General features: G+C 62.8%; 13 protein-coding genes. 10 read left to right on the top strand and 3 right to left on the bottom strand.

From position 1 onward, the window contains the following. Positions 1–7: 7 nt before the first annotated feature. A complete protein-coding gene (locus AC19YT_RS14220) occupies positions 8–727 on the bottom strand; it encodes a YczE/YyaS/YitT family protein (RefSeq protein WP_500610479.1) in 720 nt (239 codons plus the stop codon). Positions 728–930: 203 nt separating this feature from the next. On the opposite strand from AC19YT_RS14220, the gene AC19YT_RS14215 reads away from it, so the two are divergent. The 8 genes from AC19YT_RS14215 (at position 931) to AC19YT_RS14180 (ending at position 6949) form a co-directional block, all read left to right on the top strand. Further along, complete coding sequence (locus AC19YT_RS14215; protein ID WP_095107926.1) at positions 931–1362, top strand: Lrp/AsnC family transcriptional regulator; 432 nt, start codon at positions 931–933, stop codon at positions 1360–1362. A gap of 109 nt (positions 1363–1471) precedes the next feature. Further along, positions 1472–2485 carry a sensor domain-containing diguanylate cyclase gene (locus AC19YT_RS14210; protein ID WP_095107925.1) on the top strand — a complete coding sequence of 338 codons (1014 nt, stop codon included), beginning with the start codon at positions 1472–1474 and terminating at the stop codon, positions 2483–2485. Then, complete coding sequence (locus AC19YT_RS14205; protein WP_176465073.1) at positions 2482–2703, top strand: response regulator transcription factor; 222 nt, start codon at positions 2482–2484, stop codon at positions 2701–2703. The genes AC19YT_RS14210 and AC19YT_RS14205 overlap by 4 nt, the downstream gene beginning before the upstream one ends. Next, entirely contained in the window at positions 2696–2935 is a 240-nt protein-coding gene (locus AC19YT_RS14200) for a response regulator transcription factor (RefSeq protein ID WP_218192047.1), read from the top strand. The genes AC19YT_RS14205 and AC19YT_RS14200 overlap by 8 nt, the downstream gene beginning before the upstream one ends. A gap of 189 nt (positions 2936–3124) precedes the next feature. Continuing rightward, a complete protein-coding gene (locus tag AC19YT_RS14195) occupies positions 3125–3775 on the top strand; it encodes a response regulator (protein ID WP_095107922.1) in 651 nt (216 codons plus the stop codon). 186 nt (positions 3776–3961) lie between these two features. Continuing rightward, entirely contained in the window at positions 3962–5347 is a 1386-nt protein-coding gene (locus tag AC19YT_RS14190; protein WP_095107921.1) for a hypothetical protein, read from the top strand. 73 nt (positions 5348–5420) lie between these two features. Further along, complete coding sequence (locus AC19YT_RS14185) at positions 5421–6659, top strand: hypothetical protein (RefSeq protein ID WP_500610478.1); 1239 nt, start codon at positions 5421–5423, stop codon at positions 6657–6659. A 77-nt stretch (positions 6660–6736) separates the two neighbouring features. Continuing rightward, a complete protein-coding gene (locus AC19YT_RS14180; protein ID WP_177034514.1) occupies positions 6737–6949 on the top strand; it encodes a hypothetical protein in 213 nt (70 codons plus the stop codon). Between the two features lie 387 nt (positions 6950–7336). On the opposite strand, the gene AC19YT_RS14175 is transcribed toward AC19YT_RS14180, so the two are convergent. Then, a complete protein-coding gene (locus AC19YT_RS14175) occupies positions 7337–9412 on the bottom strand; it encodes a c-type cytochrome (protein ID WP_500599970.1) in 2076 nt (691 codons plus the stop codon). Positions 9413–9666: 254 nt separating this feature from the next. On the opposite strand from AC19YT_RS14175, the gene AC19YT_RS14170 reads away from it, so the two are divergent. Further along, positions 9667–10116: an allene oxide cyclase barrel-like domain-containing protein gene (locus AC19YT_RS14170; protein ID WP_500610477.1), complete on the top strand. Its 450-nt coding sequence runs from the start codon at positions 9667–9669 to the stop codon at positions 10114–10116. Here AC19YT_RS14170 and AC19YT_RS14165 read toward each other — a convergent pair. Next, positions 10082–11263, bottom strand: coding sequence for an MFS transporter (locus AC19YT_RS14165; RefSeq protein ID WP_500610476.1), 1182 nt, complete (start codon positions 11261–11263; stop codon positions 10082–10084). The genes AC19YT_RS14170 and AC19YT_RS14165 overlap by 35 nt on opposite strands. Before the next feature lie 95 nt (positions 11264–11358). Here AC19YT_RS14165 and AC19YT_RS14160 point away from each other — a divergent pair, with 95 nt between their 5' ends. Beyond that, on the top strand, positions 11359–12261 hold the full coding sequence (locus AC19YT_RS14160; protein WP_500610475.1) for a LysR family transcriptional regulator: 903 nt from the start codon (positions 11359–11361) through the stop codon (positions 12259–12261). Positions 12262–12288: the final 27 nt, after the last annotated feature.

Below are 12288 nucleotides of genomic sequence, written 5' to 3'. Positions count from 1 at the left end.
CTCGTTATTAGGGATAAGCGGAAGTTACGCTGGCCAAGCCATAGTTCTTGAGGGAAAAGCGCCGGGCATTGATATTCATGAACGGTTGAATCAGCGGGCCGATCACCAACAAGAACGCAATAGTGCCCACACCAAAGGGCCCGCCCAATAACCAACCCGTAGAAAAAATGCCAATTTCGATAATCATTTTGGCCTTGGTAAAGGACCAGCGCCATTTAGCGACCATGGTCAACACCACCAAGTCCATGATGCGTATACCGATACCGCTCATGATTATCAGCGCCGACGCATAGGCACATAACACCAGCCCCACCGCCAGCATCGCGTATTCACTCATGCGCACCGTAAGGTATTCCCCCAGGCCCAGGAACGACCACAGGTCGATCAACAGGCCCGTCAGGGTGGTGGTGATGAAGGGGCTGATGGGCGGGTACTTCCTGTTCCAGAGCATCCACCACGTCAGGAAAAACAATGACACCAAGGCTGAACAGGCGCCCATGCCAAGTTTGACAAGTTGGTCGATAGAGATAATCAGAACATCCAACGGGTCAGTACCCAACTGACTGACAATAAATAACTTCGCGCCCAGCGAGAAAATAGCCACACCGGCCAGATACATCAAAAACTGGTCAGTCTTGAAATGTCGCAAGCTATGAACTTGCAGCCTTACATAGTCGGAAAACAGCGGATAGGTATTTTTTTTGCGTGACGATTTATCATATTCCATACAAGCACCATCCTTGGCGGAGAATAATAAATTAAGCAGCGTGCAACGCAAGAGTGTTTAAACTATGGGATAGCCGGTTTGACTTCTATTTTTTTGCCCGGACTAAAAATAGACTAGCACTTGATTTTATTTTGCTGCATTATTTTTTAACGAAAAATCGGATATTTTCATTAAAAACTATAGTTTTTTCGGGAGAACCTTACATGGACCGTATAGACATAAAAATCCTCACCATGGTGCAAGAGTCCGGGCGTATTTCCATCACCGAGCTGTCCAAACACGCCGGCCTTTCCATCCCCGCCACCACCGACCGCTTGCGCAAGCTTGAAGACGCGGGCGTCATCAAGGGCTACAGCGCCCAGGTCGACCCCACCAAACTGGGCTTTGGCATTTCCGCCGTGGTGGGCATGACCACTTTCAAGCCCGCCAAAGCCAAACTGATCGCCACCCTCAACGACATCCCCGAGGTGGTCGAGTGCCTGCATGTCACCGGTAACGATTCCTACCTGATCCGCATCTACGCCAAGTCGATGGCCGACATCGAAGAGATCATCGCCAAGATCAATGCCTACGGCGAAACCCGCACCAGCATCGTGCTGTCGGTGCCTATCGAGCGCCGCAAGCTGGTGCCCTGACCCGCCGCCGGGCCGGGTTTATAGCGCCACGGACCGACGAAAGTTTTGAACTATCCTGTGGGGCTATAGGAGCCGGCCATTTCACGGCCGGCCGGCATGGAGAGCGAAAATGGGCAATGCACCCTCCACCGGACCGGCCCCGGGCCGGCCCGAAGAATTGGACCAGACCACGTTGCATACCCTGATGGACCTGGTCAGTGACGGGATCTGGGATTGGAACGCCAACACCGGCTACGTGTACCGCAACCCCGGGTGGTACGAGATGCTCGGCTACGCGCCCCACGCCCTAGAAAACACGGTGCTGACCTGGGAAAGCGTGATCCACCCAGACGACTACCCCCGCGTCATGGCCCATTTCGACGATTACCTGCACCAGCGCACCCCGCGTTATCGCATCGAGTACCGCTGCCGCACCCGCGAGGGTGATTACCTCTGGATCGAAGACCGCGGCCATGTGGTGGCGCGCAACGCCGATGGTTCAGTGGCGCGCATGATCGGCGCGCACCGCAATATCGAAGACCGCAAACGCCAACTCGCCCAACTGGAGCTGCGCAATCAATCCCTGGAAACCCTGGTCGAGGAACGCACCCGTGAGCTGTCGCAGGTCAACCAGCAGTTGCAGGCGCAGCTGGAACAGAACCGCCGATTGGCCGAAAGCGACGCCCTGACTTCAATCGCCAACCGCTATCGCCTGGAAAAAGTCCTGCAGCAGGAATGCGAGCGCGCCCAGCGTTTTCGCCAGCCGCTGGCCCTGATAACCATGGACGTGGACGACTTCAAACCGATCAACGACCAACACGGCCATGCCCTCGGCGACGCGGCGCTGATCCGCGTGGTGCAAAGCATCCAGGGCTGCGTGCGCGACACCGATCTGCTGGCGCGCTGGGGCGGCGATGAGTTCATGGTGGTTTTGCCCGGCACGGGCTTGGACGCGGCGATGGCCATGGCGCAGACTATCCGCCACGCCTTGCTAGCCTTGCCCGCCATGGGGGATTTCAAAGTGACCTTGAGTTTCGGCGTGGTCGAGCGCCGCGAAGGTGAACAGCAGGCCGACCTGGTGGGCCGCGCCGACCAGGCGTTGTATCGCTCCAAGGCGGCGGGCAAAAACATGATCTCGGATTGACCCGCCCGCCCACGGCGCCGCTGACACCCAGGGAGATGGAAGTCCTGCGGCTAATCGGCCAGGGGCTCGATTGCCGGGCGATTGCCCGGCATCTGCACATCAGCCCCCTGACCGCGCGCAAACACCGCAGCAACATCATGGCCAAGTACGGCCTGCACCATGTCGCCCAACTCAACGCCCTCGCCGTAGAACGGGATTTTCGTCGAGCGTGTGGCTGAGGCCGTCACCCCAAGCCCGCGTCACCCAGGGCTTTCGCGCCGCGAGCGGGAAGTCGCCCTGCACATCTGCCAAGGCCTGACCAGCAAGGAAATCGGCCAGTTGCTCGGCATCAGCGACCTCACCGTGCGCAAACACCGCGAGAACCTCTACCGCAAACTGGCCATCAGCAGCATCGGGCAGCTTGTTCTCTATTGCCTACAACAAAAATGGATCTATCCCGCAACAAACTGAAATTCCTCCTACGCCATCGGTGGTATTGCCGCTGCCACGGGCGACCTCCAATGATGGTCGGGCAAAACCCTCGGGCAGTTTGCACGAGCCCCCCCCGCTCCCCAACACGGAGACAAGGAATGTCACGGCAACCCCTCTGCATCCCGCATAAAAAACGCTTAACCCTCCTGACCGCCCGGGAGGTGCCTGATGCCTGACGCCCCCCTCGACATCCTGCTGGTGGACGACCATCGGCTGTTTCGCCAAGGCCTGGCCGTGCTGCTGGGCCGCGAGCCTGACATGCAGGTCACGGGCCTGGCCGCCAATGGCCTGGAAGCCCTGGCGCTGCTGGCCCAGGCCCAGCCCGGCCTGGTCATCCTCGACCTGGAAATGCCCCTGCTCAACGGCATCGACACCCTTCTGCGCGCCCACCAACGCCACCCCGGGCTGCGTTTTTTGTGCGTCTCGGCCCACCGCGAGCAGTGGCGTATCAGCGCCGCGTTGGACGCCGGCGCCCTGGGCTACCTGCTCAAGGATTGCGCTGTCGAAGAACTGGTCAAAGCCGTGCGCACCGTGGCCCAGGGCCGCGCCTACCTGTCGCCGGAGATTGCCACTGAAATGGTCCTCAGCCAGCGCTTGGCCAAGGCCCAGCAAGGTGCCGCACCCGGGGCCAACCTCAGCCCCCGGGAGCGGCAAATCCTCCAATTGCTGGTCGAAGGCCTCACCACCCGCGCGATTGCCGAACGCATGCACATCAGCAGCAAAACCGTGAGCACCCACCGCGAACACATCATGAGCAAGCTTGAAATCAAGGGCATCGCCCAACTGACGCGTTTTGCCCTGCGCGAGGGCTGGCTGTGAGGCGTACAGCCCTGGGCATTTGTACCGAGGCGCGAATCAGGCTTTTGGCGGCGCCGAATCAGCATTGCCCACGCTGTCAGCGCTGCGGGAAAAACCCAGCATAGGTTCCAGGCGAGCAATCGCCTTCGGAGGTCGCGGCGGGTGCCGCGATGCTCGGTTCTTCCATCCGATCTGGAGCACTACAAAATGGCTGACGTAGACACGCAAGACCTGTGGGCAAAATGGCTGGGCGCGGTTCAGGCAGCAGCACTGCCGGCCGGCCTGGGCGAGGGGCAGCGCTTCAGCGCCGGCTCCACCACCCTGAACGTGGACCTGGGCAACGCCGACCCCACCATCCAGAACTACTACATCCATGGCCTGGGCGATGTGGTGCCGGCCAACAGCCCGTCTTATTCGGCCGGTAGCAGCCTGGTGTCGGCCTACGCTGCGTTTCTGGATTGGATCGATCCGGGCGCCAAGGTCAACCCCAACCTGGACAGCCAGGTCAACCTCGCGACCACCAAGCTCAACAATGCGCAAAAGGCCTTCAACGCCATCCTGATGCAGGCCATTACCGCCTATAACGCTGCCAAAGGGGTCATGCCCGATCTGCCTGCGTTCAAGGACTGGCTGCCGACCAACTACCCCAGCTACCTGACCGCCAACAACGACTTGATAGGGGCCTCCGGTGCCTACGAACAGTTGATGATTCAGGTCTACGGCCCCAACTACGCCTCGCTGCAAAACGCACGCACCAACGTGGGGTACAACTACGCCCAGAACGTACTGACCCAGAACAAATTCAACATGGCGGTGACCTCCGGCAGCGTCTCCCCGCCCGGCAGCCAGCCCGTGGTGATTGGCGGCGACACGCCTGCGGCCCCCTCCGCCCTGGTTTCTTCGTTCTTGCCCGCCTATAGCCTGCAAGCTTTCGGTAGCAAATACCCTGAGTGGCAAGCCGCCAGTGTCGCGGGCCAGAACGATGCCGGCGCCTCCATCAGCATCACCTCCAGCACCGAGGACTACAGCCTGGACAAATCCGGCTGGAGCGCTTCGGCCAAGGCGACGCTCTTCGGCGACTTCTTCAACTTCTCCCTGGGCGGCTCCACCAGCGGCGGCAAAACCAGCATCAACACCAGCAGCAGCGACTTCTCGCTGACCGTGGATTTCACCGGTTTCGGCAGCTTTCCGATTGCCCCCGGCGCCTGGTGGAACAGTGCCCTGGTGGCGTTGAACACCACCAAGCTCAAGCCTGGCGCACCGGACTTCTTCGGCGATGACGGCGCGCTGTCGGGCCTGGCCACCCAGGTGGTGGTCGGGTTCGAGCCCACCGTGACCCTGAAAATGAGCGCCAGCGACTACAGCAACGTCAAGAGCACCTGGCAGGCCCAGGCCACCACCTCCATCGGTATCGGCCCGTTCCGCCTCGGCAAACTCTCAGGCTCGGCCAACGGCACCAAACAGGACATCCACTACGACGATGCCACTGCCTCGGTCACCATCGGCCCGGTCAAGAGCACCCTGCCGGTGCTGCTGGGTGTAGTCAGCCAGCGGCTCGGCGGTAGCCAGGATACCGGCGGCGACGACGAGTAAGCCCTCCCCCGATTCGCCTCTCGCACACGCGGGGGGCGAACCGCTCCAGGCCACCGCACAGGGAGTACGGACCGTGGCAAACGACCCTTCGATATGGCAGTTGTATGGGCAGACGCTGGCCGGTTGGGCCGACGTGGCGAGCACCTCAGTGCTGTCGCTGGCCGGCATCAACACCTTCAGTGACTTGGGCAGCGCCGACATCGGCCGCTGCAACTGGAGCATCTACCAACTGGGCAACGCCCTCCCCGCCCCTACCGGCAGCTACTCGCCCCACGGCGACTGGTTCGGCGCCTACTGGCTTTACCTCAGCTACCTGCTGCAGGCCGCACCTGCACCTGCCGCTACCACGCCACTGAGCAACCGGCCCGCCGCACTGCCACCCGCGGCCCCCGATTTCCAGCGCTATCGGCAATTGCTGATGGCCTTGCGCAACCCGCCGTCCGCCACACTACGGGCCGCCAGAACGCCCTCACCTGCCAGCGCCCTGGCGCAAGCCCATCAAGACTTGACCCAAAGCCTGGCCAGCACCGCGCCGCAGGTTGTCGGCGCCCTCAACCTCTGCTGGCTGGCGTCACAGCAAGACCCCACCTCGCTGAACATGCCAGTCAGCATCGCCACCGGCACCGCCCGCTGCCCCACGTTCAGCCTGGCGCAATGGGCCCAGGCGTGGAAAACCTGGAACGCCCCACCGCTGCTGCGCGCCAGCCCGGCCCGCGTGCTGCTGACCGGCGCCACCGTGCCGCTGGCGCCGATTGCCAGCGGCAACCTGCGCGCCCAACCACCGGGCGGCTGGCCCGCATTCATTGGCCTGAGCATCGCCACCCCAGCGCAACCGGCGCTACGCGGCTTGGCAAGCAACGCGAGCACAGCGGGCACCTCGGTGAGCCTGAGCATGGCCCTGGCGCAATTCGGCAGCTTCGCCCTCACCCCCGGCGGGTGGTTCAACCCCGCGTTCCTCGACGCCAGCCACTACAGCGCGCCGAGCGACGCCCCCGATTTTTTCAGCGCCAACGGTGCCCTCGGCCTGTTGCCCAGCCATGCCTTGGTGGGCCTTGGCCCGCAACTGACCCTGCGCGCCAGCAACCCGGCCCAAGCCGAACAACTGGCCGACACCGTCACCCGCATCGGCCCCTTCAGCGTCCAGGCCAGCACCACCGTGCAACTGCCACCCGACGCCAGCGGCAGCAGCGGGCAAGTGGACATCCACTTCGACGCCCAGGACTCCAACGTGCCCGTGCTGCTGGGCGTCGTCAGCCAACCGGCGCGGCCAACCACGATTCTATCCACCGATAAGCAAGGAGGGCTGCGATGAATATCACAGATGAAAGTTGAGGCGCGACTGCAAGTAAATAAGTGCAACTTTAAACTCAATAAGCGAGGGGCAAGATCATGCCTACCTATAACCAGCAAAAGTTCACCAACCAAGCCACCCAAGCAGTGCAGCAGGTTTACTGGAACGACAAACTCAAGTTTGCCGGTTCCCCTGAAGTGACCATCGCCAACTGGCTCAACGCGCAATATGGCGGCGTGTGGAAGAAAGAAGGTTCCCGGCGAACCCATCTGCAAAGCGGTGATGAAAGTGCTGTGCTGTACAAACCATGACGCTATCGCGCAGGGCGCCTATGGCGCCCTCGCTTAATCAACTTTACGAACTCACCAACGAGACAAAGCCATGGGTAAGTATTGTGTGGAAAAGTTTGAAAACATGGGCACCGGCAAAGAAGTAAAGGTGTATTGGGAGTGCAATAAACATGTGCATAACGCGGCCATGATAACGTCCGTCAAGATCTGGCTGGCGACGCAGTACCCCTTGGAGATAGGGTTATGGAACGTCCGCGCCAATAGCTACAGATCAAACCAACCAGAGCCTGACGAGTCCAAGAACACGATCAAGTACGGTTGACCCGAAAAAAACGAGGAGGCCTTGGGCCTCCTCGTTATTCACAGCGGCATTACCCATTCACATGGGCCGTAGCGCTTTGTGCGGCCTTAGTACCGCGCATCCACCGGTTTGCCGCCCTTAGGCCAATCCTTGACCTTGTCCGGGAAGTCCGGGCGCGGTTGGTGGGAGAAGTACTCGGCCACGTCTACCGCTTCCTGGTCCGACAAGCCGCCCTGGCCCAACGGGAATTTTTCGTGGAAGCCAATGGGCATGTTGCGTTTGACGAAGGCCGCAGCCGTGTAGGTGCGGGCCATGCCGGCGCCGATATTGAACGACTCGTCGCCCCACAGCGGTGGGTAGATGAGGGTGCCGTCTTCGCGTTTGAGGCCTTGGCCGTCGTCGCCGTGGCACACCGCGCATTGCTTGGCGTACACCACCTTGCCGTTTTGCGGGTCGGGCTTGATGTTGGGGTCGATCTTACCCACGCCGCGCCCGGCGACTTTGTCTTCGGGTTTGGTCTCGCGCTTCATCCAGTCGAAGTAGGCGACCATCGCCTGCATGTCGGCCGATTGCACCGGCAACGGCTTGCCGTGCATGGAGCGGCGGAAGCAGCCGTTGATGCGTTCTTCCAAGGTCACTTCCTTGCCGGCGCGCGGCGCGTAGCCCGGGAAGAACGCCGACACGCCGACAAACGGCGAGCCATCGGCCACGGTGCCGGCGTTGAGGTGGCAACTGGTGCAGTTCAAGGAGTTGCCGACGTTGTCCGGCAGCAGTTCCTTGGTTTGCAGGTGCAAGCGCATGCCGCGTACCACTTGCTCGGCGTTGGGCGCCGAGAGCAGGTCGGCCAGGCGCGGGGTCTCGAAGGCCGAGGAGTCGGTGTTCTTCGGGTTGAGGTTGGCGCGCATCTTCTTCACCTGGGCGGCGCTGATGGCCGAGCCGGTGTTGCCCCAACTGCTGCGCACGAAGCTGAGGATTTCGGCGATTTCCTGGTCCGACAGGCGCGCGAACCCGGGCATGGTGTAGACCCGTGGGTGGGCCACAGTCTCGGCGGTCTGCCACCCGGTGAGGGTGATGTGCAACAGCGAGGTGGGGTTGGCCGAGGAAATGCTCGGGTTGCCGGCCAGGGCCGGGAACATGGCTTTCACGCCGCCGCCGTCGGGGCGGTGGCAGTCACCGCAGAACTGCGTATAGGCCAGGCCGCCACGGCTGGTGAACTGGTTGTCCGGGGCCTTGGCCGGTTGCAGCGGCACGCTCGGCATCGGCAGGTCGTCCTTGCCCGGTGGCAGCGCCTTGAGGTAGGTGGCCACGGCGGTGAGGTCGGCGTCGGTGAAGTGCTGGGAACTGTGCTGGATCACATCGGCCATGTTGCCCGAGACGGTGGCAAAGCGGTTTTGCCCGGTCTTGAGCAATTGCACGGTGTCTTCCACGGTCCACAGGCCACGCAGGCTCAAGGCCCGCCAGTGTTCCACGGTCTCGCCGGCCAGGTAGTGCTTGCCGCTGCTGCCGGCGTCGCTCATGGCTTTTTCCTGGAACGCGAGGCCGCGCGGGGTGTGGCACGAGCCGCAGTGGCCCAGGCCCTGCACCAGGTAAGCACCACGGTTCCACACCTCGTCCTTGGTTGGGTCCGGAACGAAAGGCTGGTTGTCGACAAACATGAAGTTCCACAACGCCAAGCCCCAGCGCTGGTTGAACGGGAAGCTCATGTCCGCTTCCTTGTTGGCCTTGTTCACCGGTTCCACGCCTTGCAGCAGGTAGACGTAGAGGGCGCGCATATCGTCGTCGCTCATCTTCGCGTAGGACGGATAGGGCATGGCCGGGTACAGGTTGTAGCCCGCTGGCGAGACGCCTTCGCGCATGGCACGGTCGAATTGCTCAAAGGTGTAGCGGCCGATGCCGGTGTCCTGGTCGGGGGTGATGTTGCTGGAGTAGATGGTCCCCATGGGGGTTTTCAGTTCCAGGCCACCGGCCATCTCGGCGCCTTTTTTGTCGGTGTGGCAGGCGATGCAGTCGCCCAGTTGGGCCACGTATTTGCCGCGCTCGATGATCGAGTCGGCGTCTTCCAGGGTCGGTTCCAGGGTTTGGCTGGCAGGCTCGGTTGCCGGGGCGGGCTCACTGGCCAGGAGGGGGTTCAAAAACAACAAGGTCGCGCCAAGCATCGCCAGGCGGGAGAGAGAAAAAGCCATCGCACTATTCCTTTATCAATCCGCCTGGGGTGGTCCCCTCAGCGGATCTGCAATCATTTTTATTGGCTTGTCAGGCATACGGTCGGGGCGGTGTGCGCCCCACCATCGTTGTATAGGTTTTTGCATAGCGGCCTTTTGATATGAATCAGGCCAGGGGAATAAAACTGACATATCACGCCCCTTTCACGGCTGTATGAATACGCCGAGCCTGGGCTAGGCTCCACCACTCCACCCCTGGCCCATGGAGCGCGCCAATGAATATCCATCACTGCATCCTCGTTTCCCTGCTGGCTGTGGCCAGCCTGCCCACCCTCGCCGCCGAGCGCGAAACCCTGCGCCTGACCACCCTCGCCGACGGCAACCGCGGCACCAAAGGCCCGGTCGACCTGGCGCCGCCCGGCCCATCCCAGGGCGACCTGTTTGTGTTTGACCAACCCCTGATGAACGAGCAACGCCAGGACATCGGCACCAACAGCGGTTATTGCCTGGCCACCCAGCCTGGCGTGTACAGCCAATGCCAATGGACCCTGACCCTCAAGGACGGCGCCTTTGTGGTGGCCGGCCAGGAAGCGGAGCAAGGCAAATCGGTGGTGGCGGTGATCGGTGCCACGGGCAAGTACCGGGGCTTCTATGGGCAGATGAGTTCCCAGCCCAATGGCGACGGCACCTTTACCCAGATCCTGGAGGTCCGCCGCTCCCGTTGACCGGCCGCCAGCCCCAACGGGCCAGCAGCCAGGCGCCCAACTGGAAGGCCATTATCAGCGCCACGCACCCCGGCCAACCCCAGCGCTGCCACAGCAGCGCGGGCAACACCGCGCCCAGGCTGCCGCCCAGGTAGTACGCACTCAAATACCAACCCACCGCACCGGCCTTGTTGTGCCGGGCGGTGGCGGTGGTGAAGGCGTTCGCCGCCGCTTGGGCGAGGAACACCCCAGTGGAACTCAACGCCAGCCCCGCCACCATCAGGGGCAACGGCGCCAGCAAGGTCAGCAGGGAACCGGCGACCCCCAACCCGCACGCCACGCCGAGCAAGCGCACCTGAGGCCAGGACTTGCCCAGGCGCCCCGCCACCGGGACTACCACCAGCGCCAGCAAAAACACCAGGTAGATCGTGCCCAGCGCCGCCGGCCCCAAGGAATACGGCGCCTGCCCCAAATGCAAGCCGGCGTAGGTGAACATCGCCACCTGGGAAAACAACACGCAAAAGCCCACCCCATAAGCCGCCAACAACGGTCTGCTGCGCAGCTCCCGTGCGGCCAGCCCACGCCCCGTGGCCGCGGCGGCCACCCCGGGCGGGCCGGCCGGTAGCAGCATGTGAATGCCCAGGCCAATCAACAGCGTCAGCGCGGCCAGCACCACAAAAGCTTCGCGCCAGCCCAGCCACTCGGTCACCAGCCCTGTGACGAACCGCCCGCCGAACCCGCCCAGCACGGTGCCAGCCACGTACAGGCTGGTGACTTCAGTCACCGTGGCACCGCGCCAGCGCTCGCCGATGTAGGCCACGCTGGTGGCAAACAACACGGGAATCAGCAGGCCCTGGGCAAAACGCCACAACAGCAACTCGGCAAAGCCCTGGGCCTGAGCAATCAGCAAGGCCGGCTCGGCCAGCAGCAGTGCGCAAAACACCATCACCCGGCGCCGCTCGAACACCCCGGTCAAGCGGCTGACAAAAGGCGCCATCAACGCCACCGCCAGGGTGGTCACGCCGATGCTCCAACTGGCCTCGCGGGGGCTCAGCGCGAACTGCGCGGCAAACACCGGGAGGATGCCCTGGGTGGCGTACAAATTGAGAAACGCCGCACAGCCACACAGAAACAGGGCGATGCGCGGCGCGGGTAGAAAGCGGTTCATCATCTCACTCGTCGGACCACAGGCATCCGTTATAGAGTGCCGGGCCTTGGCCGGGCCAATACCGAATTCCCACCGATCGATACCTAAGGCCGCACATGCTCGATCTACGTCGCCTGCGTTACTTTTTGATGGTTGCCCAAGAGCTGCATTTCGGCCGCGCCGCCCTGCGCCTGCACCTGGCCCAGCCGCCGCTGACCCGGCAGATTTCCGCCCTGGAGGCCGAGCTGGGGTTTCGCCTGTTCCAACGCAGCAGCCGCGCGGTGAGCCTGACCAGCGAAGGCCAGGCCTTTTTGCCCTACGCCCGCGCCGTGCTGGAGCAAATGGAATTGGCCCAGGCCATCGCCGGCAAACTGGCCAGCGGTTGCGCCGGGCAACTGACCCTGGGTTTTGCCAGTTCGATTGCCTTGTCGAGCCTGTTCAGCGAGGCGATCCGGGTGTTTGGACAGCGCTTCCCTGAGGTCGAGTTGAGCCTGATCGAAGGCGCTTCGGCCAGCCAATGGCCGCAGATTGTCGACGGCCGCATCGACATCGGCTTCAGCCGTTTGCACCCCGGCAGCGGGCACGACGGGCTCGACACCCTGGCCCTGGCCGACGAAGAGCTGATTGCCGCAATCCCCAGCGCCGACCCGTTGGCGGCCCTGGCCGAAGTGAGCCTGGCGCAGTTGAGCGAGCGGCCGTTGATCCGCTTCCCGGATGACTACGGCTCGGGCCTCAACCAGATCCAGGACCACCTCTACCACGACGCCGGGGTGCGCCTGGTGCCCGGCGCATCGGGGCGCCAGATCACCTCGATCATCGCCCTCGTCGCCGCCGGCCAAGGTGTGGCCCTGGTGCCGCGCTGCACCGTCGCCCTGGCCCTGGCCGGCGTCACCTACCGCCCCGTCGAAAACCGCCAGGCCCGCGCCAGCTTGCTGCTACACACCCGCCGACAGGGGCGCAGCAAAGTGGTAGATGGGTTTATCGCTATCGTCAGGGAGTTGGTGGGCAGTCCGCCTTGACGCCATCGCCTGGGCACCATGAGAATG

The organism is Pseudomonas sp. MF08875, from assembly GCF_059862525.1.
This window is presented reverse-complemented; position numbering and strand designations above follow the sequence as displayed.

Excerpts from the sequence above, each read along its gene's own strand:
- AC19YT_RS14220 (WP_500610479.1), bottom strand. The coding sequence starts at position 727 with ATGGAATATGATAAATCGTCACGCAAAAAAAATACCTATCCGCTGTTT.
- AC19YT_RS14215 (WP_095107926.1), top strand. The coding sequence starts at position 931 with ATGGACCGTATAGACATAAAAATCCTCACCATGGTGCAAGAGTCCGGG.
- AC19YT_RS14210 (WP_095107925.1), top strand. The coding sequence starts at position 1,472 with ATGGGCAATGCACCCTCCACCGGACCGGCCCCGGGCCGGCCCGAAGAA.
- AC19YT_RS14195 (WP_095107922.1), top strand. The coding sequence starts at position 3,125 with ATGCCTGACGCCCCCCTCGACATCCTGCTGGTGGACGACCATCGGCTG.
- AC19YT_RS14190 (WP_095107921.1), top strand. The coding sequence starts at position 3,962 with ATGGCTGACGTAGACACGCAAGACCTGTGGGCAAAATGGCTGGGCGCG.
- AC19YT_RS14180 (WP_177034514.1), top strand. The coding sequence starts at position 6,737 with ATGCCTACCTATAACCAGCAAAAGTTCACCAACCAAGCCACCCAAGCA.
- AC19YT_RS14175 (WP_500599970.1), bottom strand. The coding sequence starts at position 9,412 with ATGGCTTTTTCTCTCTCCCGCCTGGCGATGCTTGGCGCGACCTTGTTG.
- AC19YT_RS14170 (WP_500610477.1), top strand. The coding sequence starts at position 9,667 with ATGAATATCCATCACTGCATCCTCGTTTCCCTGCTGGCTGTGGCCAGC.
- AC19YT_RS14165 (WP_500610476.1), bottom strand. The coding sequence starts at position 11,263 with ATGAACCGCTTTCTACCCGCGCCGCGCATCGCCCTGTTTCTGTGTGGC.
- AC19YT_RS14160 (WP_500610475.1), top strand. The coding sequence starts at position 11,359 with ATGCTCGATCTACGTCGCCTGCGTTACTTTTTGATGGTTGCCCAAGAG.